This window comes from Streptomyces globosus, from assembly GCF_003325375.1.
GTDB classification, from domain to species: Bacteria; Actinomycetota; Actinomycetes; order Streptomycetales; family Streptomycetaceae; genus Streptomyces; species Streptomyces globosus_A.
Genome location: NZ_CP030862.1, coordinates 3646850 through 3670359, shown reverse-complemented (window position 1 = coordinate 3670359; position 23510 = coordinate 3646850). Strand labels below are relative to the sequence as shown.

General features: G+C 74.7%; 26 protein-coding genes and 1 pseudogene. 17 read left to right on the top strand and 10 right to left on the bottom strand.

Going from position 1 to position 23510, the window contains the following annotated elements; translation table 11 throughout:
- Positions 1–3: 3 nt before the first annotated feature.
- From C0216_RS15985 to C0216_RS15975, 3 genes are all read right to left on the bottom strand, one after another.
- Complete coding sequence (locus C0216_RS15985) at positions 4–228, bottom strand: hypothetical protein (protein ID WP_114055936.1); 225 nt, start codon at positions 226–228, stop codon at positions 4–6.
- Between the two features lie 120 nt (positions 229–348).
- Entirely contained in the window at positions 349–966 is a 618-nt protein-coding gene (locus C0216_RS15980) for a DUF7691 family protein (RefSeq protein WP_246042566.1), read from the bottom strand.
- 138 nt (positions 967–1104) lie between these two features.
- Positions 1105–1449 (bottom strand): hypothetical protein, encoded by a 345-nt coding sequence (locus tag C0216_RS15975; RefSeq protein ID WP_216827089.1) that lies wholly within the window; start codon positions 1447–1449, stop codon positions 1105–1107.
- 291 nt (positions 1450–1740) lie between these two features.
- On the opposite strand from C0216_RS15975, the gene C0216_RS15970 reads away from it, so the two are divergent.
- Positions 1741–1944 (top strand): cold-shock protein, encoded by a 204-nt coding sequence (locus tag C0216_RS15970; protein ID WP_114055935.1) that lies wholly within the window; start codon positions 1741–1743, stop codon positions 1942–1944.
- A 68-nt stretch (positions 1945–2012) separates the two neighbouring features.
- Here C0216_RS15970 and C0216_RS15965 read toward each other — a convergent pair whose 3' ends face one another.
- Both C0216_RS15965 and C0216_RS15960 read right to left on the bottom strand, forming a co-directional pair.
- Positions 2013–4082, bottom strand: a complete 2070-nt coding sequence (locus C0216_RS15965) for a phosphocholine-specific phospholipase C (protein WP_114055934.1) — start codon at positions 4080–4082, stop codon at positions 2013–2015.
- Between the two features lie 231 nt (positions 4083–4313).
- Positions 4314–5372, bottom strand: a complete 1059-nt coding sequence (locus tag C0216_RS15960) for an aldo/keto reductase (protein WP_114055933.1) — start codon at positions 5370–5372, stop codon at positions 4314–4316.
- Positions 5373–5484: 112 nt separating this feature from the next.
- Between C0216_RS15960 and C0216_RS15955 the strand changes: the two genes are divergently transcribed.
- On the top strand, positions 5485–6126 hold the full coding sequence (locus C0216_RS15955) for a TetR/AcrR family transcriptional regulator (RefSeq protein WP_114055932.1): 642 nt from the start codon (positions 5485–5487) through the stop codon (positions 6124–6126).
- Between the two features lie 218 nt (positions 6127–6344).
- Here C0216_RS15955 and C0216_RS15950 read toward each other — a convergent pair whose 3' ends face one another.
- The gene (locus C0216_RS15950) at positions 6345–6743 is read right to left on the bottom strand and encodes a hypothetical protein (protein WP_114055931.1); all 399 of its coding nucleotides are present in this window, start codon (positions 6741–6743) and stop codon (positions 6345–6347) included.
- A gap of 204 nt (positions 6744–6947) precedes the next feature.
- Here C0216_RS15950 and C0216_RS15945 point away from each other — a divergent pair, with 204 nt between their 5' ends.
- Complete coding sequence (locus tag C0216_RS15945; protein ID WP_114055930.1) at positions 6948–7244, top strand: pentapeptide repeat-containing protein; 297 nt, start codon at positions 6948–6950, stop codon at positions 7242–7244.
- 159 nt (positions 7245–7403) lie between these two features.
- Here the strand turns inward: C0216_RS15945 and C0216_RS15940 are convergent, their stop codons facing one another.
- Complete coding sequence (locus tag C0216_RS15940) at positions 7404–8183, bottom strand: SDR family NAD(P)-dependent oxidoreductase (protein ID WP_114055929.1); 780 nt, start codon at positions 8181–8183, stop codon at positions 7404–7406.
- 142 nt (positions 8184–8325) lie between these two features.
- On the opposite strand from C0216_RS15940, the gene C0216_RS15935 reads away from it, so the two are divergent.
- Together C0216_RS15935 and C0216_RS34405 are read left to right on the top strand one after the other, a co-directional pair.
- Positions 8326–8718: an ACT domain-containing protein gene (locus C0216_RS15935; protein WP_114055928.1), complete on the top strand. Its 393-nt coding sequence runs from the start codon at positions 8326–8328 to the stop codon at positions 8716–8718.
- A gap of 88 nt (positions 8719–8806) precedes the next feature.
- Positions 8807–9376, top strand: a complete 570-nt coding sequence (locus C0216_RS34405) for a hypothetical protein (protein ID WP_246042565.1) — start codon at positions 8807–8809, stop codon at positions 9374–9376.
- Positions 9377–9414: 38 nt separating this feature from the next.
- Here the strand turns inward: C0216_RS34405 and C0216_RS15925 are convergent, their stop codons facing one another.
- Together C0216_RS15925 and sigK are read right to left on the bottom strand one after the other, a co-directional pair.
- Positions 9415–10167, bottom strand: a complete 753-nt coding sequence (locus C0216_RS15925) for an anti-sigma factor (RefSeq protein ID WP_114055927.1) — start codon at positions 10165–10167, stop codon at positions 9415–9417.
- Positions 10164–10751, bottom strand: coding sequence for an ECF RNA polymerase sigma factor SigK (gene sigK, locus C0216_RS15920; protein ID WP_246042564.1), 588 nt, complete (start codon positions 10749–10751; stop codon positions 10164–10166). Before sigK ends, C0216_RS15925 begins: the two co-directional genes overlap by 4 nt.
- Positions 10752–11130: 379 nt before the next feature.
- Between sigK and C0216_RS15915 the strand changes: the two genes are divergently transcribed.
- From C0216_RS15915 to C0216_RS33895, 6 genes and pseudogenes are all read left to right on the top strand, one after another.
- Entirely contained in the window at positions 11131–12807 is a 1677-nt protein-coding gene (locus tag C0216_RS15915) for a molybdopterin-dependent oxidoreductase (RefSeq protein WP_114058699.1), read from the top strand.
- A gap of 7 nt (positions 12808–12814) precedes the next feature.
- Positions 12815–13465: a fasciclin domain-containing protein gene (locus tag C0216_RS15910; RefSeq protein WP_114055925.1), complete on the top strand. Its 651-nt coding sequence runs from the start codon at positions 12815–12817 to the stop codon at positions 13463–13465.
- Between the two features lie 133 nt (positions 13466–13598).
- The gene (locus C0216_RS15905; protein WP_114055924.1) at positions 13599–14285 is read left to right on the top strand and encodes an adenosylcobinamide amidohydrolase; all 687 of its coding nucleotides are present in this window, start codon (positions 13599–13601) and stop codon (positions 14283–14285) included.
- A gap of 135 nt (positions 14286–14420) precedes the next feature.
- Positions 14421–14957, top strand: coding sequence for a DUF4383 domain-containing protein (locus C0216_RS15900; RefSeq protein WP_114055923.1), 537 nt, complete (start codon positions 14421–14423; stop codon positions 14955–14957).
- Positions 14954–15457, top strand: a pseudogene (locus C0216_RS15895) (SDR family NAD(P)-dependent oxidoreductase); the annotation flags it as partial. The gene C0216_RS15900 and the pseudogene C0216_RS15895, both read left to right, overlap by 4 nt.
- 250 nt (positions 15458–15707) lie before the next feature.
- Positions 15708–15884, top strand: a complete 177-nt coding sequence (locus tag C0216_RS33895) for a DUF6480 family protein (RefSeq protein WP_174250406.1) — start codon at positions 15708–15710, stop codon at positions 15882–15884.
- A gap of 45 nt (positions 15885–15929) precedes the next feature.
- Here C0216_RS33895 and C0216_RS15890 read toward each other — a convergent pair whose 3' ends face one another.
- Positions 15930–16271 carry a UBP-type zinc finger domain-containing protein gene (locus C0216_RS15890; RefSeq protein ID WP_428985431.1) on the bottom strand — a complete coding sequence of 114 codons (342 nt, stop codon included), beginning with the start codon at positions 16269–16271 and terminating at the stop codon, positions 15930–15932.
- Between the two features lie 937 nt (positions 16272–17208).
- On the opposite strand from C0216_RS15890, the gene lanL reads away from it, so the two are divergent.
- The 6 genes from lanL to C0216_RS15865 all read left to right on the top strand — a co-directional run bounded on the left by lanL (position 17209) and on the right by C0216_RS15865 (position 23453).
- A complete protein-coding gene (gene lanL / locus C0216_RS15885; RefSeq protein ID WP_114055922.1) occupies positions 17209–19881 on the top strand; it encodes a class IV lanthionine synthetase LanL in 2673 nt (890 codons plus the stop codon).
- Positions 19882–19924: 43 nt separating this feature from the next.
- Positions 19925–20080, top strand: a complete 156-nt coding sequence (locus tag C0216_RS33890) for a VenA family class IV lanthipeptide (protein WP_174250405.1) — start codon at positions 19925–19927, stop codon at positions 20078–20080.
- A 129-nt stretch (positions 20081–20209) separates the two neighbouring features.
- Complete coding sequence (locus C0216_RS15880) at positions 20210–21298, top strand: ATP-binding cassette domain-containing protein (RefSeq protein ID WP_114055921.1); 1089 nt, start codon at positions 20210–20212, stop codon at positions 21296–21298.
- Entirely contained in the window at positions 21295–22167 is an 873-nt protein-coding gene (locus C0216_RS15875) for an ABC transporter permease (protein WP_428985430.1), read from the top strand. The genes C0216_RS15880 and C0216_RS15875 overlap by 4 nt, the downstream gene beginning before the upstream one ends.
- A gap of 118 nt (positions 22168–22285) precedes the next feature.
- Complete coding sequence (locus tag C0216_RS15870) at positions 22286–22696, top strand: four-helix bundle copper-binding protein (RefSeq protein ID WP_114055920.1); 411 nt, start codon at positions 22286–22288, stop codon at positions 22694–22696.
- A gap of 229 nt (positions 22697–22925) precedes the next feature.
- The gene (locus tag C0216_RS15865) at positions 22926–23453 is read left to right on the top strand and encodes a DoxX family protein (protein WP_114055919.1); all 528 of its coding nucleotides are present in this window, start codon (positions 22926–22928) and stop codon (positions 23451–23453) included.
- The last annotated feature ends 57 nt before the right edge of the window (positions 23454–23510 follow it).

The following is a 23510-nucleotide window of genomic DNA, read 5'->3' as shown; positions in this document are numbered from 1 at the left end:
TGCTCAGCCGCCGCCGCGGTGGAGGAAGAGCAGGAGGTCGTGCGCCTGCGCGGGAGTCAGGTCGACGGGCGCGGGCCGAGGGGCCTCCCCGCCGTCGGCGACGGCCGCGAGGTAGGCCTCGGCCTCCTCGGGCGGGATGCTCTCCAGCATCTCGTCGACCAGCCTCATCATCTCCTCGTCGGAGAGCTGCCCCGGCTCGTCGGGGCCCGCCGGTGTCCTCTGGTCCATCGCCCCACCTCGCTGCGGAGCCGTCGGCCGCTTCCGACGGCAGCACAGAACATATACGGGGCGCCGGGCCCGCGCCCGGCACGGCGCGCGCGGGCACGGCGCACACGGCGGCCGGGGAGCTCAGTGGAGCCAGAAGAAGAGGGTGTCCTCCGTCCGGCCCGCCGCCTTCGCGGCCTCCCACTCGCGGGCCTCGTCCCGCATCGGCCCCAGCAGCACCTCCGCCGTCTCGCGGACGTCGGGGTCGAGCCGGTCGAGGACCGCCTCGTAGGCCTCGACGACCTCCGCGGCCCGGGAGGCCGGGAAGGTGCCCATGCGGGGCACGGCGTCACCGGGATGCGGCAGGCGCAGCGGCGGCCCGCCGAACAGCAGCGAGGCCGGCGCCAGGTCTCCGGGGACCCCGAGGCGGGTCATCTCGTCGTCGACGGTGTGGAACCAGGACGGCCGGTTCCAGTGGCCGAGATCGCAGGTGTCGGAGAACTGCACCGCGACCAGCGCCTGGAAGGCGTACATGTAGCCGGGCCCCTCGTCCGCGCTGGGCGCGCCCTCCAGCAGATCCTCCAGGGCCTGTGCGACCGGTACGTCCAGCCGGACGCCCTCGTTCTCGAACCGCGCATCCGCCCGCGTGCACTGCTCCCGCGCCGCTGCGAGGACCCTGTCCTGCTCGGGTGTCCGCTCCACCGCCGTCAGCAGGCGGATCACGTCCCGCATGTCGCCGGTGCTCATCTCCAGGTTCCCCACAGCCCCACTCCTCCGTATGCCGGCGTCCATGATCGCCGAAGGGGAGACCCCGGACGCCCGGGCCACACCGCAGCACGTCGGGATGTGACCGCCGCCTCGGAGCGCCACCCACGGCGCCGGGGCGCCCGCCGCGCCGGGTCAGTGGTCGTGCCGCGCGCCGTGTTCCAGCTGGTGGGGCCGGTCCGGGAGGGCGCCGGCGAGGGGCTCCGGCGGCGCCTCCCCGTCGGGGCCGGTCGTGGCGAGGGGGACGCCGAGGCTCTGGCACATGCGGTGGACGCGGGCCAGCGCGCTGAAGGTCATGGGGGAGGGGTGGCGCGACGGCAGCCGGACCTCCACCCGTCCGGGGCGGTGGGCGTGCACCAGCGCCTCGATCTCCAGGGCGGCCGCCGCCCGGTTGCCGACGTCCAGCTCCCGCGGCACCTGCACGTACAGGACGCCTTCCGCGAGGTGGTGGGTGATGACCACGTTCTGCCTCCCGCTCACCGGGCTCCGGGACCTCCGCCGGAGCCGCGACGGCTGGTACCAGTCTGGGCTCTGCGCCGCACCCGTGCGACCCCGCACCACCGACCCCCGATGCCCGCCCCCGGAGGCAGTGGCTCCGGCGACGATCCGTGCTAGCCTGGTCACGTTGCAGTTTTGGCACCCCATGGATTTGTGTGCGCCCGACGCTATGCGATGGGCGCACTTTTTGTTTTCCGGCACCTCCGGATGGGCTCATTTCAGCGACGGGGCCGCGCACGGTGTGCGACCCAAAAACTCCCAGAAGGAGAACTCATGGCTACCGGTACCGTGAAGTGGTTCAACGCTGAAAAGGGCTTCGGCTTCATCGAGCAGGACGGCGGCGGCCCGGACGTCTTCGCCCACTACTCGAACATCGTCGCCAACGGCTTCCGCGAGCTGCAGGAAGGCCAGCGCGTGAACTTCGACGTCACCGCCGGCCAGAAGGGCCCGCAGGCGGAGAACATCACCGCGGCCTGACCCGAGCGTGATGCCGCGCGGCGCGGTCCGCCCCCACCGGGGGCGGACCGCGCCGTCGTTTGTCCGCGTCAGGACGAAGGGTCGGTCAGGATCGCCGGATCCGACAGGCCGGGCGCCCCGGTCTCGACCTTGCCCGCGAAACGCCGCAGGAAGTCCGCGGTACCGGACGCGGTGACCGTCACGTCGTACCAGTGGCGGCTGCCCAGCAGGGACACGGTGTGCGCGACCGAGGCGCCCCGCGCGACGGTGAGGCGCTGCGGGCTCCCGCCGTAGGCGCTGGTGACGGTGAGGACCGCCGTCGCATCCCCCCTGTTGGTGCAGGTGAGGTCCAGGTTGCCGGTCGCGGCGTTGTGGCGGGCGGTGACCTCGGGCCCGGGGACCGTCCCGGGGTTGCGGAAGCGGCGCACGAAGCCGTTCGGGCCGTGCACCGTCAGGTCGGTGACCCCGCCCGAGTAGCGGGTGTTCCAGGTGTCCGCGATCGACGCGCCGGCCGCCGTCGTGTACGTCCAGGGGGCGTCGGTGCGGTTTCCGGAGGTGACGAGGAACTGCGCGCCCAGCGCCGGCCCGCCGCTGAACGTCAGCCGGAACCTCCCCTCCGCGGTGAGCGCCGTGCCGTCCACGTACGGGGCGTACCCCAGCGGGCGGGTGGGCCGTGCGCCCCTCTCCTGGCGGGGCATGCTGCCCACGGCGGGCGCGGGGGCCGTGAAGTCGGGGTGCCGCTCGCGGTCCCGCGGCTCCCAGGCACCCGTGTCGGGCAGCGGAACGGCGCCGGTGTCGCTGCGGCCGAAGTCGAACGCGGAGGTCAGGTCGCCGCAGACGGCGCGGCGCCACGGCGAGATGTTCGGCTCGTGGACGCCGAAGCGCTTCTCCATGAAGCGGATGACGGAGGTGTGGTCGAAGGTCTCGGAGCAGGAGTAGCCGCCGGTGCTCCACGGTGAGACGACGAGCATCGGCACGCGCGGGCCCAGCCCGTACGGCCCGGCCGTGTAACCGGGTTTGCCCGGGAAGACGTCGAGGGCGGTCGGCACCGTGGACAGGCCCTGGCCGGCGTTGGCCGGGGCGTACGGCGGGACGACGTGGTCGAAGAACCCGTCATTCTCGTCATAGGTGATGAACAGGGCGGTACGGGCCCACACGTCCGGGTTCGAGGTGAGCGCGTCGAGGACCTGCGCGATGTACCAGGCGCCGTAGTTGGACGGCCAGTTGGAGTGCTCGCTGAAGGCCTCGGGGGCCGCGATCCAGGAGACCTGCGGCAGCCTGCCGGACTTCACGTCCGCCCGGAGCCGGTCGAAGTAGCCCTCGCCGGCCTTGGCGTCGGTGCCCGTGCGGGCCTTCTCGTGCAGGGGGCTGCCGGGCTGTGCGTTGCGGTAGGCGTTGAAGTACAGGAGCGAGTTGTCGCCGTAGTTGCCCCGGTAGGCGTCGTTGATCCAGCCCCAGTGGCCGGCCGCGTCGAGACCGTCGCCGATGTCCTGGTAGACCTTCCAGGAGACGCCCGCCGCCTCCAGCCGCTCCGGGTAGGTCGTCCACCCGTAGCCGAGTTCGGCGTTGTTGAGGACGGGGCCGCCCCCCTTGCCGTCGTTGCCGGTGTGGCCGGACCACAGGTAGTAGCGGTTGGGGTCGGTGGAGCCGATGAACGAGCAGTGGTAGGCGTCGCAGACCGTGAACGCGTCGGCGAGGGCGTAGTGGAACGGGATGTCCTCGCGGCCCAGGTACGCCATCGTGGTGGGCGTCTTGGCCGGCACCCAGTTGTCGTACCTGCCCTTGTTGAAGGCGCTCTGGCCGCCTGCCCAGTCGTGGTTGAGGCCCTGCAGGAACTCCATGCCGAGGTCGTCCGACGGCGGCCGGAAGGGCAGCGTCACCTTGCCCGTCCTGTCGGCCTGGTGCCAGACGGGCTTGCCGCTCGGGAGGGTCACCGGGCGCGGGTCGCCGAAGCCGCGCACGCCGCGCAGCCTGCCGAAGTAGTGGTCGAAGGAACGGTTCTCCTGCATGAGGACGACGATGTGCTCGACATCGGCGATGGTGCCGGTGGAGCCCTGAGCCGGGATGGCGGCGGCGCGCGCGATGCTCTCGCCCAGCACGCCCAGGGCGGCGGTGCCGCCGGTGAGCTGAAGGAAGCGGCGGCGGTTGAGTTCTGCCATGGCGGACGACCTCTGCGGGTAGGGGGCGGGGAACGGCCCCCAGGACAGCGGGCGCCGGGGGCCGGAGGGGGAGCCCGGGGTGACGGCGGGGGATACGCCAGGCGAACGGCATCCGGATACCCGGGCAGTTCGGCCGCATCCTCCGCCTGTCCGCCCGCCCGCGACCGCTCCCGCGCCGCCTCCGCCCGTGCCGACCGCGTGCCGCCCGTGCTTCCGCCCGCGCTCCCGGCCCTACGCGGCCCGGCCCGGAGCCGGGGCCGTCAGCGGGGGGTTGAGGCGGGCGAAGCCCTCCTGGCGCTCGTACGGGAAGTACGGATAGGGCGCCGGGCGGTGGCTCACGGCGTCCAGCCGCGCGCTCTGCTCCGGCGTCAGGCTCCAACCGACGGCGCCGATGTTCTGCCGCAGCTGCTCCTCGGTGCGGGCGCCGATGATCACGGACGACACGGTGGGGCGGCCCAGCAGCCAGTTGAGCGCGACCTGCGGGATCGACCGGCCGGTCTCCCGTGCGATCGCGTCGAGCACGTCGACGACGTCGTAGAGCAGTTCGTCGTCGACGGGCGGGCCGTAGTCCGCGGTCGCGTGCAGCCGGCTGCCCTCCGGCAGCGGCCGGCCGCGCCGTACCCTGCCGGTGAGGCGGCCCCAGCCGAGCGGGCTCCACACGAGGGCGCCGACGCCCTGGTCACGGCCCAGCGGCATCAGCTCCCACTCGTAGTCGCGGCCGACGAGCGAGTAGTACACCTGGTGGGCGGCGTACCGGGGGAAGCCGTGGCGGTCGGCCGCGGCCAGGGACTTCATCAGCTGCCAGCCCGCGAAGTTGGAGACGCCGACGTGGCGGATCTTCCCCGCGCGCACCAGCGTGTCGAGCGCCGACAGCACCTCCTCGACCGGGGTGGCCGCATCGAAGGCGTGCAGCTGGAACAGGTCGATCCGGTCGGTGCCGAGCCGGCGCAGGGCGTCCTCGGTGGACCGGATCAGGCGTGCCCCGGAGGTACCGGCGTCGCCGGGCCCGTCGCCCATCGGCAGGCCCGCCTTGGTGGAGAGCAGAACCCGGTCGCGCCGGCCCTTCACCGCCGCGCCCAGGACGGACTCCGAGGCTCCGGCCGAGTACACGTCGGCGGTGTCGAAGAGCGTGATCCCGGCGTCGATGCAGATGTCGACCATGCGGCGCGCCCCGCGGACGCCGGTGTCGCCCCACGCCCCGAAGAGCGGCCCTTCGCCGCCGAACGTCCCGGCGCCGAAGCTCAGGACCGGGACGCTGAGACCGGAGGTGCCGAGCTGCCTGTACTCCATGACGAGCCCCCTCGTGAAAAGGATGAGCGGATACGCATTAAAGGAACTGTGGACCCCTTAAGCTGGTTCCACCGTAACAGCGGAAGCGTATTAATGGAACTGGAGACCCGTTATGGCGTCGGATGGTGAGAGCACGGAGCCGGGCACCCTGCGGCCCGGCGGCCGGACTGCCCGCGTGCGGGCGGCTGTGCTGGACGCGGCGGGCGACCTGCTCGCCGAAGCCGGCTTCGACCGGCTGGACCTGGCCGAGGTGGCCCGGCGCGCCGAAGTCGGCAAGACCACCGTCTACCGCAGGTGGGGCACGCCCTCCGGGCTCGTCGCGGACCTCCTCGGCGACATGGCGGAGCAGTCCGCGCCCCGCACCGAGACGGGCTCCCTGGACGGCGACCTCCTCGCCAACGCCGACCTGGTCCGCCGGACCCTCGCCGACCCGCGCCAGGGCCCGCTGTTCCGGGCCGTGATCGCGGCCGCCGGTACGGACCCCCGGGCGGCCGAGGCCCTGCACCGCTTCTACGCCGTCCGTGTCGCCGAGTGGGCGCCCTGCGTCCGCCAGGCCGTCGCCCGCGGCGAACTCCCGCCGGACACGGATGCGGAGGAGGTCGTCCGGAGCGTCTCCGCGCCCCTCTACTACCGGCTGCTGACGACCGGCACGCCCCCGGACGCCGCCGCGGCCGAGCGCGCCGCCCGCGCCGCCGCGGCCGCCGCCCGCGCGGGCGTGTTCGCCGCGGCGGGCCCGGAACCCGCGGAGGGCTGACGCTCGGGCGCACAGGAGCGCGGTGCCGAGCCGCACCCGGCCGCTCCGCCTGGTGGGGGAGGGGCCTGCCGCCCGTCGGCCCGGCCCTTGCCGACGGCGCCCGGCCGCGCCGGGTTCCGGGCCGTCTGGCCGTGGGGTCGTACGCCGGGGACGCGCTCGGGCGGTCCGGGCGGTTCCGCGGATGTCCGCTCCGCCGCAGCGGCCCGGCGGGCCGGATGTCAGGGCGCGGGGGTGAAGAGGCCCGCCGGCGCGTCGCCGAGGACGAACCCGTTGTCGAAGCGGACCCGCACCGTCACCCGGCGCCGGTCCTGCTGCCAGGCGGCCCACTCCGGTTCCAGGGCCCCGGCCTGCTCCTCGACCCTGCGGCGGCTCGCCGGCGGCATCTGGGTGCCGAAGCTGTCGAGGAGCGACGTGAGCCGCTCGTACTCCCGCACCTGCGGGCCCGGTTCCCGTACGTGCTCGTCCACGCGCTCGACGGTCCCCTCGCAGCCCGCGGCCAGCACCAGGAACCCGGCGGCGGCACCCGCCTCGACCGCGGAGCCCCCGGCCGCGGTGACGGAACCGGCCAGCCCGAGGTCCGCTGCCAGCCTGACCCGCACGCCCTCTTCGAGTTCCACCGCTCCCCGTACCCCTCCGTCCTCGGGGCTGCCCGCCCCTCCCGGTGCACCCGCACCGGAACCCGGCCATTATCCGGCGCGGCGGACGGGCCGGGTGTACGCCAGCCGGTGCCGACACGACCACGACAGTCGTATATTCCACAACCGCGCAGGGGGCAAATGCTACTGATGTACCGCAAACGCACCGCACTCAGGAGGTATGCAATGCGTGCAGGTCTTCTCCGTTTCACCGTCGTGCTGGGTGCCGCCGCGGCCCTCGGCCTCGGCGGAGCCGCGGCGGCCGCCGCCGACGGCGTCGGCAACTCGGGCATCGGGAACTCCGGTGTCGGCAACTCGGGCATCGCCAACCTGGGAGTGGGCAACTCCGGTCTCGCCAACCTGGGAGTGGGCAACTCCGGCCTGGCCAACGAAGGCGTCGGCAACTCCGGCCTCGGCAACTCCGGAGTGGGCAGCTCCGGCCTCGGCAACACGGGCGTCGGCAGCTCCGGCATCGGCAACTAGCAGCACGGTCCCGCGAGCCCGCCGGCTGCTCGACCGCCGCGGTTCCCGGCCCCGATGACGACCTCCGGTGCGGTGGCGGCACCAGCCCACCACCGCATGCGGGGGCCTCCCCCCTGCGCAGGCGCGGCCGGCACCGGCGGGAGAGCGGCGCGGGGAGGCTCAGTGGGCCGAGAACCCGCCGTCCACGAAGATCGCCTGGCCCGTGATGTAGCCGGACGACCGGCCGGCGAGGAACACGGCCGCACCGGCGAAGTCCTCGGCCAGGCCGTTCCGTCCGACCAGCGTCCGCCGGGCCAGCGCCGCCACCGTCTCCTCGTCGGACGACAGCCGCGCGTTGAGCGGGGTCACAACGAAGCCGGGCACCAGCGCGTTGCACGTGACCCCGTGCGGCGACCAGGCCTCGGCCTGCGAACGGGCCAGCGACTCGAGCGCCCCCTTCGACACCCCGTAGGCGCCGCTCTGCACGAACGCCCGGTGCGCCTGCTGCGAGCTGATGTGGATGATCCGCCCGAAGCCCCGCTCCGCCATGCCGGGCCCGAAGCGCTGCCCCAGCAGGTAGGGCGCCTCCAGGTTCACCGCCATCGTGGCGTCCCACACGGCGTCGTCCAGCTCGCCCATCGGCGGCCGCAGGTTGATCCCTGCGCTGTTCACGAGGATGTCCGGCTCGCCGAACACCCCGGCCGCCTGCTCCGCCGCGGCGCGCACCCCCTCACGCGTGCCGAGATCGGCGCTCACCCAGGCCGCCCGGCAGCCGTCTGCCGCGAACTCGTCTACGGCGGAGGCCAGTTCGGCCTCCCTGCGCGCCACGATGACGACGCCGGCCCCGGCGCGTGCGAGGGCGCCGGCCACGGCCCGTCCGATGCCGGAGCTCCCGCCGGTCACCACGGCGACCAGGCCGTCCAGCGAGAACAGTTCCACGAGGTGGCGCTGTGAGGTCATGCCCGCAGGATACGAGGAGCCTGCCGCAGCCGGGCACCGCTCAGCCGTGGCGCGGCACGACCGCGAGCGGCCGGTCCCGCACCACGCCCACCTGCCGGCCCGAGCCGGACCACCCCGCCACGGCAACGCCCGAGGAGGCGACATGACAGGAGAGAAGGACCTCCGCACCCTGCTTGCCTCGATGAGCCCGCAGCTCAACGAGGGGGAGTACGTGTTCGCGCTCGCCCCGCAAGGCGAGGTGCCGGCGGGGACCCGCCCGGTGGCCACGGTCCGCGAAGAGGAGGGGCTGACCCTGGTGCTGCCCCGCGCGGACGCCGACCGGCTGGGGCTCGCGTACGACTACGTCGCCGCGTGGATCACCCTGCGCGTGCACTCCGCCCTGGACGCGGTGGGTCTGACCGCCGCCTTCGCGACGGCCTTGGCCTCGGCGGGCCTGAGCTGCAACGTCGTGGCCGGCTACCACCACGACCACCTGTTCGTGCCGCACGGCGAGGCACCCCGGGCCCTGGCCGTCCTGGCGGACCTCGCCGGCTGACGGGCCCGGCGCCGCCGGGTATCCGTACGGGGCCTGCCGGGACGCCCGATTCCGGCGACACTGGTGCACACGTAGGGGCCGCCGCCCGGTGGCCCCCACCACCGCCGACGCCGAGGCGTGGGCGGTCGACGCCCACCGGCAGGACCGGGTCCGCAGCATCCGGGCCCGCACGAGGAGAGCGGTCCCCGCGATGCCCGATCCCGACGCCTCCCTCCTCGTCCCGGTGCTCGCCGCCGCCGCCCTGGTGATCCGTACCGCGGTGCTGGAAATGCGGCAGCCGGGAACCGCCCGCCGCACCTTGGCCTTCGCCGGCAGCCCCCGGGCCATGGCGGCCGGGGCGACCGTCACCGCGGCCGTCCTGCTCACCGGCGCCGGCCGGGGCGGCTGGACTGCCGTCGCCTGGGCCGTGCTGGCCGGCGCCCTCACCGCCCACCTCACCGGCCGCGACCTGCGGACCTCCGCCCCCGAGGCGTCCGCGGGCGGCGGTCCGGCCGTGACACCGCGCCGGATCGGCGCGGTCGCCGCCGCGGTCGGCACACCGCTCGCCGCGGCCGCGGCGGCCCTGTACACCCTCCCCGCCACCGGCCTTCCCGTCCTCGCCATCGGCCTGGCGCTGCTGCTCGCCGGCCTGGTCCTGGCCGCGGCCCGGCGCCGCTGAAGGCTCCCGGCGCGCACTGCGGCCGGCGCCCGCCGGGGTCAGGAAGGCAGGGCCATCAGCAGCAGGGGCGCGGTGGTCGGGTGGGGCGATCCGCCGACGGGTTCGAGGCTGAGGCCGACCGCGGTCGCGTCGGCCGGATCGCCGCTGAGCTGCACGGTCCCGTCCCCGGAGATGAAACCGGCGGGGCGCATGGTGCCGTCGTGGTCGAGCCACAGCTGGTACGTCTTGCCGGCGGCGGGCGCCGGAAGGCTGCCGGCGGTGAAGACGGCCCGGTTCTGCATGTCGGAGGCCACCACCGTGGTCAGGGCGCCGTTGGCGGCCCGGCCGTGCACGGCCCGGGCGTCGGGCGCCGCGAGGACGGAGCTGACGTCGTCCAGGCGCTGCTCGGCCTGTACGGCCCGCTGCCGCAGCTCCTCGCCCTGCCGGACCTGCCACACGGCCAGGCCGGCGAGTGACGCGGCGGCGGCCAGGCTGGCGGCCAGGGCGAGCGGGAGGGCCCTGCGGCGCAGGGTGCCGCCGCGGGCGGTCGCGGACGAGGCCGGGGGCACCCGCGGCGGCAGCTGCCGCACACCGTCGATCGCGTCCAGGACCGCCTGCTTGCCCGCCGCAGGCGGCGGCTGGGAGACGGCCGCGGCCAGGCGCGCCGCGGTGGCCAGGAACTCCGCGACCTCCTGCCGGCACGACGCGCACTCGTGCAGGTGGCTCTCGAACACCGCCTGTTCGCCGGGGTCGAGGGCGTTCAGCGCGTAGGCGGCGGCAAGGGCGTGGGGATCGGATACGTCGTGTTTCATGTGGTCACCCCCATGCAGTCGCGGAGCCGGATGAGCCCGTCGCGCATGCGTGTCTTGATGGTGGGAAGCGGTGTGCGCAGGGCTTCGGCGACTTCACGGTAGGTCAGTCCCCGGTAGTAGGCCAGGTCCACGGCCTGGCGCTGGAGCTCGGTCAGCCCGCGCAGGCAGCGGCGTACCTGCTCGCTCTCCAGCCGGGTCTCCACCTGCTCGGCGACCTCGTCGAAGGCGGTCTGGTGCTCCCGGGCGGCCTGGGTGTGCTCGCGGTCCGCAGCCGCCTGGGCGGAGCGGACGCGGTCGACCGCGCGGCGGTGTGCGATGGTCGCCGCCCAGGTGGTGACGCTTCCGGTGTCGGGCCGGTAGCGGGCGGCCTGCCGCCACAGGTCGATCATGACCTCCTGGGCGACCTCCTCCGACTGCGCGCGGTCGCGTACGACTCTGACGACGATCCCGTGGACCAGGGGTGCGAGGGCGTCGTAGAGCGCGGAGAAGGACTGCTTGTCGCCTCGGGCGACCTGCTGCATGAGCTCGGCGAGGTCGGCCCCGCCCGGGGCGTGGCCTGCGCCGGAGGGGAGCGGTTGGTTCACCGGCCGGGCTCCGGCACGGGTGAGGAGGGGGAGGGGCCGCCGGGGCGGGTTGCCCGGGGGAGGGGTGTCCATCGCATGCCGGTCCTTGTCCTCGTCGTGGTGCGGGGCCGCCCCTGCCGGGTGGCGGGGCGGAGCCCGGCGCCGGAACGTGTGGTGTGTCGGGTGTTCTTCGTAGCGGACGGCGCTGCGGATGGGAGGGCACTCCGCCGCCTTCGCCGCGTTCGGACAGCCCGGTCGGGTGAAGGGAGCAGGGAAGAGGGGAGCCGCTCCGGCCGACGAGTTGGACGGGCCGCCGGGTTGATGTCAAGTGCCGGGCGCCACAGGCGCGATATTTCACTCGTTCGGGTGTCCGGCCAATCCGCCGGGCGCGTGCCGCCGAATCCCGTACGTGAGCAGCTTCCGCAACACCCTCGCCCGCGTCGGCCCCGGCGCCCTGGCCGGACTCCTGGCCGCGTTCGCGGCGCTCGCCGCGGCCGAGCTGGCAGCCGGCCTGGCCCGCCCGGCCGCGGGCCCGGTGACGGTCGTGGGCGGCGCGGTGGTTGACCTGGCCCCGGCCGCGGTGAAGGACTTCGCGGTCCGCACCTTCGGGGAGGACGACAAGGACGCCCTCCGGCTCGGCATCCTCTTCCTGCTGGCGCTCAGCGCCGCCGGCCTCGGCGTACTGAGCCTGCGTCACCTGCGTGCCGGGGCGGCCGGCGTCCTGCTCTTCGGAGCCGTCGGCGCCGCCGCCGCGCTGAGCCGTCCCGACGCCGCCGGCCTCGGCGACGCGCTTCCCTCGCTCGCCGGCGCGGCGGCAGGGGCGGCCACCCTCTGCTTCCTGGTCGCGCGGAGGGCAGGCGCCCCGCCGGACGGGCCGGCCGGGAGCGGCCGGGGCGACTGGAACAGGCGGGGCTTCCTCACCGCGGCGGCTGCCACCGCCGGCGCCGCCGCCTCCGCCGGAGCCCTGGGCCGCACCCTCGCCGACCGGCACGGGCAGGATGCCGCCGCCTCCCGGAACGCCCTGGTCCTGCCGCCGCCGGCCTCCCCGGCCCCGGCCCTCCCGGCCGGCGCACAACTGAAGGTGCCCGGCATCAGCCCGTTCACCACACCCACCCGCGACTTCTACCGCGTCGACACCGCGCTCGCCGTGCCGAGGATCGACGCCGGAACCTGGCGCCTGCGGATCCACGGCGAGGGCGTCACACGCCCCCGCACCCTCACCCTCGGCGAGCTCCTGGCCCGCCCCCTCGTCGAGCGCGACATCACCCTCACCTGCGTCTCCAACGAGGTCGGCGGTCCGTACACCGGCACCGCCCGCTGGCTCGGCGTCCCCCTCGCCGACCTCCTGCGGGAGGCCGGCGTGCGGCCGCCGTCCCAGGGCGGCAGGTCCGACCAGCTGGTGGCGCGCTCCGCGGACGGCATGACCCTCGGTTCCCCGGTCGAGGAGCTGATGGACGGGCGGGACGCCATGCTCGCCGTCGGCATGAACGGCGAACCGCTCCCCTTCGACCACGGCTTCCCCGCGCGGATGCTCGTGCCCGGCCTCTACGGCTACGTCTCCGCCTGCAAGTGGATCACCGACATGGAGCTGACCTCCTTCGACGCCTACGACCCCTACTGGGTCCGGCGCGGCTGGGCCCGGCGGGCGCCGGTCAAGACCCAGTCCCGCATCGACACCCCCAAGCCCTTCGCGCGGCCCGCCGCCGGGCCGGTCACCGTCGCGGGCGTCGCCTGGGCCCAGCGCAGAGGCATCATCCGGGTCGAGGTCCGCATCGACGACGGGCCCTGGCAGGACGCCGACCTCGCGGCTCCGACGGGCGCGGACACCTGGCGGCAGTGGACCTACCGCTGGGAGGCCGCTCCCGGCGGACACACCCTCACCGTCCGCGCCACGGACGGCACCGGACGGGTGCAGACCGAAGAGCGCACCCGCACCGTCCCCGACGGGGCGAGCGGCCGGCACAGCGTCTTCGTCACCGTCCCCCAGACCACCGGCCGGCCTGCTCGCGGGCCGGCCGGAGCACCACCCCGGCCACCGGACAACCGAACAGCCGTACAACCCTCGTTGAAGGAGTAGACCCACCATGAACACCATCCGCATCCGCCGTACCGCAGTCGCCGTTGCGGCCGCAGCCGTCCTGCCCTTCTCCCTCGCCGCGTGCTCCGACTCCGGCAGCGAGACCAAGGCCGCCCCCACCGCGGGAGCCGAGGGGGCAGCGCAGACCGCCGGGAGCGCCCCGATGGACGACGCGGCAACGGGCGGCAAGCCGTTCGGCCCGGGCTGCGCGAGCGTGCCCGAGGAAGGCGCCGGCTCCTTCGAGGGCATGGCCCAGGACCCGGTCGCCACCGCGGCCTCCAACAACCCGGCCCTCTCCACCCTCGTCGCCGCGGTGAAGCAGGCCGGCCTCGTCGACACCCTGAACAACGCGAAGGACATCACCGTCTTCGCGCCCACCAACGAAGCCTTCGCCAAGATCCCGAAGGCCGACCTCGACAAGGTCCTCGCCGACAAGGCGGCCCTGACGAACATCCTCACCTACCACGTCGTCGGGCAGAGGCTGACGCCGCAGCAGCTCGAGAACGGCTCCTTCGAGACCCTCCAGAAGGGCACGGTCACGACCAAGGGCTCGGGCGAGTCCTACAAGGTCAACGACACGGCGGCGGTGGTGTGCGGCAACGTCAAGACGGCGAACGCCAACGTCTACATCATCGACACCGTCCTGATGCCGAAGTAGCGGTCGGCGGTACCTGCCCCCGCCACGGGACGGGGGCAGGCCCTGCACCGCCCCGGCCTCCCCTCCCCTCCGCGCGGGCGGCTGCCGCGGCGTACGATCAGCCGGTCCCCGCCCCGCAAGGAGTTCCCGCCCGGTGTCCGCAGTCATTCCGCCGCCCCGCCCCGCAACCGGCCTGCTGCCCGTGCAGCCGCTCGACCGCCTGGAGGGCGGCGAGCGGCTGCACGGCCTTCTGTGGCGGGCCGGTGCGGACTGGCGGATGATCAGCAGCGCCGTCCTCGGCGGCGGCATCGGGGAACGGGCCTGGGTCCTCAACGCCCAGGTGTCGCACGGCTACCGGCGCACCGATCCGGAACGCCACCTCGCGGAGCTCGCCCGGGACGCGGGCGTGCGCGGGCCTGGCGTCGGCCTGATGACAGCCGCCGACGTCCGCGCGTACGGCCACGCGCACGACGCGGGAGCGGAGGCGGTGGCCACCGCGGGGCTCGGAGTGCGGGGCTGGGCGGCCGCTCCCGGGCAGGGCGCCGCCGCGGCGCCGCAGCCGGGCACGGTCAACATCGTGGTGGCGCTTCCCGTGGCCCTGACCGATGCCGCGCTGGTCAACGCGGTGGCAACCGCCACCGAAGCCAAGGTGCAGGCGCTGCTGGACGCCGGATACGACTGCTCGGGCACCCCGACGGACGCCGTGTGCGTCGCCGCCCGCGTCCCCCGCGGGGGCGAGGACGCCCACCCCTTTGCCGGCCCCCGCTCCCTGTGGGGCGCGCGCCTGGCCCGCGCCGTCCACCGGGCCGTGCACGCCGCTGCCCGTCCGCCCGCCGCCTGAGCGGTACCGCACATCCCCGGCATGTGCGGAGGAGTCAGGCAAAACGGTGCAGAATCACTGCGACTTTCCGTACCGGCAGCCGCGCCCCAGCCTGGAGACCTCGGGGCCTGTATGCAGCCATCCACGGGAGGACCCATGAGCCTGCGTGACGAACTTCCGGTCGACCACCCCCTGAACAGGGTCTACCGGATCGGAGCCGCCCTGTGCGGCCTGCTGCTCCTCCTCTTCGGCTGCCTCGGCTACGCCGACAGCCTCTCCGCCTTCGACACCGACGGGCAGCAGATCGCCGGCCTGTCCACGAACGGACTGCTGAGCACCGTCTCGGTCGTGTTCGGACTGCTCCTGGTCGTCGCCGCCCTGATCGGCGGCAACGTCGCCTCGTCCGTCAACATCGCGGTCGGCGTGCTGTTCCTCCTGAGCGGGTTCGTGCACCTGTTCCTCATCGGGCGACCCGGCAACATTTTGGACTTCGGCCTCTCCAACGTCTTCTTCAGCTTCCTGATGGGCCTGCTGATCATGACGTTCGGCATGTACGGCCGGGTCAGCGGCGGCCTGCCGCACGACAACCCGTACTGGCGGCGCCGCCACCCCGACCAGGCCGCCCGCGAGACGGCGGGCCGCCCGCGGCTCGGCCCGGCGGCCGGCCGGCCCGCCGAGCTGCCGAGGAGGTGAACGTGCCCGGCGGCGGCGCGAGGGTGCTGGTGGTCGGCGCCACCGGCGAGATCGGCACCCTCGCCGTCCGCGGGCTGGCCGGGAGGCACTGCCGGACCGCGCTGGCCGGCCGCGACCGCCGCCGCCTGGCGGCCCTGGCCGCCGGAACCGGCAGCCCGGCCCGCCGTATCGACGCCTACGACCTGCGCGGCTGCTCCGGTCTGGCTCCGTGGGCGGCCGAGGCCCTCGGCGGCCTGGACGGCGTCCTGGTGACCGTCGGCGTCGCCGCCTTCGGGCCGGCAGCGCGCGTGTCGGACGCCGCCGCCGAACACCTGCTCACCGTGAACGCCCTCTGTCCCATGGCTGTCCTGCGGGGCGCCGCCCCCGTGGTCGGCGACGGCGGCTTCCTCGCCGCGGTGACCGGCGCCGTCGTCGACACCCCCCTGGCCGGTACGGCCGACTACGCGGCCTCCAAAGCCGCGCTCGCCGGCTGGCTCGGCGTCCTCGCCCGCGAGGTGCGCAAGCGGCGTGTCGCCGTCGTCGACGCCAGATTCCCCCACCTGGACACGGGGTTCGCCGCCCGCGCCGTCGAGGGGAGCCCACCGCCGCTGCCCCGGCCCGCAGACCCGGACGCCGCGGTGTCGGCCCTGCTCGACCGACTGCTCGCCCCGGCGGCTCCCGCGACACCGCTCACGGCACCGCCCTGGCGTCCGGAGCCCGCCCGGCCCCCTGAACCGCCCCACCGCCCACCACCCGCTCCGAGGAGGGATCATGTCGAACCTCAGGATTCCGCCGGGGGAGACTCCTCCGGCCGAAGGATCCACCGCATCGGCCCACCGGGAACGCGCGGACGGAGGCCCCTGGGAACACCCCGGCGTCTTCCTCGCGCTCGTCGTCCTCGGCGCCGCCATGGTCGCGGCGTTCTTCGCCGCCCGCCTCTGGGGCTGACGACGCCCCCGCCCACCGGCCGGCTGCCCCCGTACAGGGCCGTGCTCAGCGCGGCGCCGGGGCGGCCGGGACGAGGTACAGGCCGTCCGGATAGCACCAGGCCCACCGGGCACCGCTCGCGCAGGACTGGGCGAGGGGGTGCGCGGACGCCTCGGCGTGGGCATGGGCGTGCTGCCCCGGGGAGCTGTCACAGCAGCCGACATGGCCGCACGTGAGACACCGCAGCAGGCCTACCCGCGGCGTCCCGGCCTCGCAGTCCTCGCACCCCTTCCCCACGTGGCGGACGGGACGGAGCACCGCCTCCCCGAGGTGGGAGCAGACGGGCTGCTCCACGCGGCCCCCGTCGGGGGCAGGCGCCCAGAACGGGGCCTCCGGTTCACGTCCCACAGCGCCTCCTGTCCTGTCGCCCCCACTCTCCTCTTCCGTCCGGGCCCGATCCGCGGATGCGGTCCGGGCCCGGACGCGGTCCGCCGGGTGCCGCGGCGGGAGCGCACCCGGCGCCGCACGACGGGGCGCTGCCAGGAGGACTCGGCCACCCCGGGCAGGAAGCCCGCGTGACCCCGCCCGTGCACGCGCCCGTCGGGGCGAGGCTGCGCACCGCCCGAATCTGCCTTTCCGTACGGCCGGGCAACCGGTCGGCACGGTGCGGAGAATGCACGCTCACCACCGCCCTCCCCGCACCCCGGTTGCCTGCACCCAAAGCGCAGGGAAACAGGAGTTCGGAAAGGCGGTGCAGTATTCCCGAAGCACGGATGCCGGCGCTGTCGGGTTTTCGCCTCCAAGTCGACCGAAAGCATTCCGGTTGTCGTTTTGAGTCAATCCCCTGCATGTGCCGGGGGGTTGTGACGCGTGTGACGCGGCGGCCGCGCCCAGTTCAGACGCATGATCGCCGTCCGGCCGCCGGACCGGATCATGCTCCGCCGCAGGTTGCCGCGACGGCGCAAACACAGTCTTTACCGCGGGCCGGGCAGCGGCAAAGCTGTACGCCGGAAGCCGGACCCGATGGAGCGTCGGCCCTGCTTCCGCGGCAGACGTTCTCCCACGGAACCGACCGCAGCGGGAATCGCACCGACGAATTCCGCTGCCGCTCCGCCCCTGAATTCAGGTGCGTGCGCCGCTCCGTCGCGATCCCGCGAGGCGCACCAAGGAGCCTCCCCGACCTCCAGAGCCAAACGCGCCTGCCCGCGCGCCGGTAGACGCCATTCGGCGCCGCAACAACTCCGTGCGCTCCCTTCGGCCACTGACGGACGGCGCGGTGCGGACTGTACGTTCATAAACCGACGGCACATTCCACCAGCGGTTTCCACCGTTGAGAGGGACACGCATGACGAGCCACGCAACCGAAGCCGATCTCGAAAGCCTTCTCCACGACGCACTCAAGGCCACGGACACCGAAACGCGTTGGGCGGTCGACGCGGACGACATGTGGTGCCGCCTCACGCCCGGTTCCGCGACCCCCCGCACCCAGGGCTGGAAGCTCCACGTGTCGGCAACCGCCGCCTCCGCGCCGGAGGTTCTCGCCCGGTCCCTGGACGTGCTGCTGCGCGAGGAGTCGGCGTTCAAGTTCGCCCGGTCGCTGGAGCAGGTCAGCGCGCTCAACACCCGCGCCACGCCGCGCGGTTCGTCGGGCAAGTTCCTCACCGTCTACCCGTCCTCCGACGCCGACGCGGCCCGAATAGCGCAGCAGCTGCACCGGGCCACGGCGGGACTCGCCGGCCCGCGCATCCTGTCCGACCAGCCCTACGCCGCGCACAGCCTGGTCCACTACCGGTACGGCGCCTTCGTCGGCCGGCGGCGGCTGTCGGACGAGGGCCTGCTGGTGTGGTACATCGAGGACCCCGACGGCAACCCCGTCGAAGACAAGCGCACAGGCCAGTACGACCCGCCCCCCTGGGCCGTCAGCCCCTTCCCGCCGTCCGTCCCCGCCCCGCCGCGCACCGAGCAGACGGCCGCCAGCCCGGTGCTCCTCGGCGGCCGCTTCTCCGTACGGGAGGCGATCCGGCACACCAACAAGGGCGGCGTCTACCGGGGGACGGACGTCACCACGGGCGCACCCGTGGTGATCAAGGAGACCCGGCCGCACGTCGAGGCCGACGCGTCCGGATCCGACGTCCGCGACTGGCTCCGGGCCGAGGCACGGACGCTGGAGAAGCTCAGAGGAACGGGCCTCGCACCGGAGCCGCTCGCGATGTTCGAGGTCGGCGGGCACCTGTTCCTTGCCCAGGAGGAGGTGCCGGGCATACCCCTGCGCACCTGGGTCGCGGAGCACTTCCGCGACTCCGGCAGCGAGCAGTACCGCGCCGACGCGCTCGCCCAGGCCGTACGCCTCGCGGAGCTGGTCGCGGCGGCCCACGCCCGCGGCTGCGTCCTCCGGGACTTCACCCCCGGCAACGTCATGGTCCGCCCGGACGGCGAACTCCGCCTCATCGACCTCGAACTCGCCGTCCTCCGCGAAGACGGCGCCCTGCCGACCCGAGTCGGCACCCCCGGCTTCAGCGCCCCCGAACGCCTGGCCGACGCCCCGGTCTCCCCGACGGCCGACTACTACAGCCTCGGCGCCACCATCTGCTTCGTCCTGGCCGGGAAGGTCCCGAACCTGCTCCCCGAGGAACCCGCCGGCCGGCCCGCCGAGCAGCGGCTCGCCGCCTGGCTCACCGCCTGCACCGCACCGCTCGACCTGCCGCCGGCCCTCCAGGAGACCGTCCTCGGGCTGATGAAGGACGACCCCGCCGAGCGCTGGGACCCCGCCAGGGCGCTCACCGCCCTCCGCGCGACCGCCCTGATGCGACCCGCACGCCCCGCCGCCGCACCCCAGCCGGGCGGCACGGCCGCCGACGAGGTGGACGCCGCCATCGCCGGCATGGTCGACCACCTCGTCGACACGATGGACCCGGCGGACGACCGGCGGCTGTGGCCCGTCTCCACGATGGCCGGCGAGGCCGACCCCTGCACCGTCCAGCAGGGCGCGGCCGGAGTCCTCGCCGTCCTGACCCGCTACTTCGAACTCACCGGCGACCCGCGGCTCCCCGGGCTGATATCCACCGCGGGCCGGTGGACGGCGGCCCGGACCGACACCCGCTCGACCCGCCCCGGCCTGCACTTCGGCGGCCGCGGCACCGCCTGGGCCCTGTACGAGGCCGGCCGCGCCGTCAACGACAGCGCCCTCATGGACCACGCCCTGGCCCTGGCCCTGGCCCCGCAGGATCCGACGCCCAGCCACGACATCACCCACGGCACGGCAGGCAGCGGACTCGCCGCCGCCCACCTGTGGTATCGCACCCGGGACCCCCGCCTCGCCGGGCTCGTCACCGACGCGGCCGACCGGCTGGCCGCCGCCGCACGGCGCGAGCCGGCCGCGGTGAGCTGGCCGGTCCCCGCGGAAGCCGTCTCCGCCGAAGCCGGGAAACGCTACCTGGGCTTCGCCCACGGCACCGCAGGCATCGCCTGCTTCCTCCTCGCCGCCGCCGCCGTCACAGAACGCCAACAGCACAGGGATCTCGCCCTGGCGGCGGGCGAACACCTCGCGGCCTGCGCCGTGCGGGTCGGCGACGCGGTCCACTGGCCCGCCCACACCGCGGACCTGCCCACGGCACCGTACTGGTGCCACGGCTCGGCCGGCATCGGATCCTTCCTGGTCAGGCTGTGGCAGGCGACCGGGGACGACCGGTTCCGCAACCTCGCCCACGGAGCGGCCCGCGCCGTCGTCCAGCGTGCCTCCCGCGCCCCCCTGACGCAATGCCACGGCCTCGCCGGCAACGGCGACTTCCTCCTCGACCTGGCCGACGCCACGGGGGAGTCCTCCTACCGGGCGATGGCCGACGACCTGGCCCGTCTCCTCGTCGCCGAACGGGCCCGGCGCGGCAGCCACGTCGTCTTCCCCAACGAGTACGGGGAGGCCTCGACGAGCTGGAGCGACGGAACCGCGGGAATCCTGGCATTCCTCCTGCGGGTCCGCCACACAGAACCCCGGCACTGGATGGTCCAGCAGCCGGTCTGAGCGGCAGAACACTGCCGCTTGAGTCACAGAGAAGGAGAACGTCATGGAGAACCGCGACTTCGAGCTGCTCGCCCACCTGCACGCCCTTCCGGAGACCGACCCGCTCGGCGCCGACGGCGCGGCGTTCGCCGACACCTGCCAGTGCGTCGGCCTGCTCACCCTGCTCAACACCGTCTGCGTCGGCGTCAGCTGCGCCTGACCCGGCCCTTCCGGCCGGCGGCCGTCCCAGCACGGCCGCCGGCCGAAGCGGTGGTGCCCCTCCGGGGGCGCCACCGCTCCCGGAAGCCCGTCCCGGCGGACGACCACCCGTAGACGAGGACCCGACCCCATGCAGCCACACGCCGGTGCCGGCGCCCCCGCCCAGGCAGCCCCCGCGCCCGCCCCCCGCACAAGCCCGGACAGCGCGCACGACGCAGCCGGAACGGCATACGCCATCAGCACCCGCGGCCTGGTCAAGACGTACCCCGGACCCGACGGCACCGCCACCCGGGCCCTGCGCGGCCTGGACCTGGACGTGCACCGGGGCGAGACCTTCGCCTTCCTCGGCCCCAACGGCGCCGGGAAGTCCACCACCATCGCCCTGCTGTGCGCCCTCGCCCGCCCCACCTCGGGACGGGCCACCGTGGCCGGCGCCGACATCCTCACCGAGCCCGACCGGGTACGCCGGCGGGTGGGAATGCTCTTCCAGCACAGCGCCCTCGACCCCGACCTGACGGCCGAGCAGAACCTGCACATCCACGCCCGCCTCTTCGGGCTCAGCCGCCGCGACGCCCGCCGCCGGACCGCCGAGACACTGGAGGCGGTCGACCTGGCAGACCGGCGCCGGGCCCTGGTGCGTACCCTGTCCGGCGGCATGCGGCGCCGCCTGGAACTCGCCCGCGGCCTGCTGCACGCACCCGAGGTCCTGTTCCTCGACGAGCCGACGACCGGCCTCGACCCCCACGCCCGCGCACAGGTCTGGCAGCACCTGCGCGCCCTCCGCGACCGGCAGGGCAGCACCCTCTTCGTCACCACCCACTACCTGGAAGAGTCCGAGCACTGCGACCGCCTCGCCATCATCGACGGCGGCCGCCTGGTCGCCCAGGGCGCGCCCGCCGCACTCAAGGCAGCGATCGGCGACGACCGCGTCGTGCTGCGCACCAGCGACGACGCGACCGCCCGCAGGATCGTGTGCGAGGCGACCGGATCGCCGGATCCCGCCGTCACCGCGGACGCCGAGGGGGTCTGGCTGCGCGTGCCCGACGGCAGCGCCTGGATCCCCCGCCTGTGCGCCGCCCTGGCGGGCCGCGGCATCTCCGTGCACGCCGCGTCCGCGGCACCGCCCACCCTCGACGACGTCTTCTTCCACCACACCGGCCGCAGCATCAACGCCGCCCGGCCCGACCTGACGCCGGACGCCCCCGGGAGCGCCCCGTGACCACACCCGCCCTCCGCACACCGGCCGCCCCCGACGGCACCCGCGGCCCCGGGGCCGCGCCGCCGGACCGGCTGCGCCGCGAACTGCGCGCCGTGCACGCCCTGGTCCACCGCGACCTGCTGCGCCTGGCGGCCCAGCCCACCCACGCCGCCCTGGTGCTGTTCCAGCCGGTGCTCTACCTCTTCATCCTCGGAGGCGGACTCGCCGCCCTCATCCCGGACTCCTCGCTCGGCACCGGATACCAGGCCTACCTCTTCCCCGGCATGCTGATGATGACCGTGCAGGCGCCCGCCATCATGGTCGGCGTGCGGCTGATCACCGACCGGCAGAGCGGCTACCTGCGCGAGCTGCTGATGGCCCCGGTGCGCCGGTCCACCCTGCTCCTGGGAAGCTGCGCCGGCGGCACCCTGGTCGCCACGGTCCAGGGCGCCCTCCTCCTCTGTCTCGCCGGCGCCGTCGGCCTGCCCTACGATCCGGTCCTCATGGCCCTGCTCCTCGGCGGCATGGTCCTCGCCTCCTTCACCATCACGGCCCTGTCCCTGGCCCTCGCGGTGAGCCTGCACCGGCCCGAGGTGTTCCACATGCTGCTCGGCCTGGTCATGATGCCGCTGATGTTCCTCTCCGGCGGCTTCTTCCCGCTGCAGAACCTGCCCGGCTGGGCCCGCGCCCTGGCCGACGCCAACCCGCTCGCCTACGGCGTCGACCTGCTCCGCGGCTGCATCGCCCTGCGGGTCCCCGACCAAGCCGCCGTCGGCGGCATCGACTGGTTCGGCCGGCAGCCGCCGCTGCTCCTCGAAGCGGGCGTCCTCCTGGCGGCCGGCGCGGCGGCCCTGCTCTGGGCGGCCCACCGCTTCAGCCGCCCCGAATGACACCCCGCCCGCCGGGCGGAAACCGGGCCGCGGGGCGATCCTGGCGGTAAGCCGCCGCACGGTTCCCCCGAAGGCGCGGCTCCCTCCGGCCGGCGGCGGGAAAGCGAGGGCCCTCGCCATGAACGCGCCCGTCAAGGACATGCTGCACAGCTACCCCGCCGACCTCGGCGACCTCGACCAGGACAGGCTCGCCCGCTGCATCGAGGAATGCATCGCCTGCGCGCAGGCCTGTACGGCCTGCGCCGACGCCTGTCTGGCCGAAGGCATGGTCGGCGACCTCACCAAGTGCATCCGCACCGACATGGACTGCGCCGACATCTGCACCGCCACGGCCGCGGTCCTCTCCCGGCACACCGGCTACAACCCCGACATCGCCCGCGCCCTCGTCACGGCCTGCGCCGTCGCCTGCCGGGCCTGCGCCGACGAGTGCGCCGCCCACGCCGACCAGCACGAGCACTGCCGCCTCTGCGCCGAGGCCTGCCGCTCGTGCGCCGAGGCGTGCAGCGACCTCGCGGCCACCCTCGGCTGAGGCCCGCCACCGGGCCCGCCCGCGCGCCGGAAAGCCAGGAGGGTACCGGCGCCGGGCGGGCGCCGAGGCCGTCGAAGAAGCCGCGCCGGACGGCGGCCGGCTTCCGTTCGGCGGCTCCGTGCCACCGGCACCCGTCCGGGCGGACGTGGCCCGGGGCGCGGGGCGGCGCCGGCGTGCGGGGATAGGGATGTCTCCGGCACCGTGCCCCGCCGTCCCAGGGAGACTTCCGATGACATGGATCAACCGACGCGACCTCGCTCTGCTGGCCCTCCGCGCCGGGACCGGAGCCGTGCTGATGGCGCACGGCACACAGAAGCTCTTCGGCTGGTTCGGCGGCGGCGGCCTCGACCGGACCGCCGCCGCCATGGAGCACATGGGCTTCACCCCCGGACGGCGCAGCGCCCTCGCCGCCGGGCTTGGCGAGGCCGGCGGCGGGGCCCTGCTGGTCCTCGGCCTCGCCACCCCGGCAGCGGGCGCGGCCGCCGCGGGCGCCATGGCCGGAGCGGTGTCCGTCCACGCCCCGGCCGGGTTCTTCGCCCAGGCCGGCGGGTACGAGTACCCGGCGTTCCTCGGCTTCACAGCGGCCGCCATCGGCCTCGCCGGCCCGGGCCGCCTCTCCCTCGACCACGCCACCGGCCACACCTTCGACCAGCGGTGGATGCTCGCCCTGGCCTTCGCGGCGAGCGCCGCCGCGGCAGCCGCGGTCGTGGCCAAGCGCGCCCAAGCCCCCCAGGACACGGGCGAGGAGCCGTCCTGACGTCGCCGGGGAGAAGGGGCGAGCCGGCCGATTCCGACCCTGCACCCTTCCACTTCA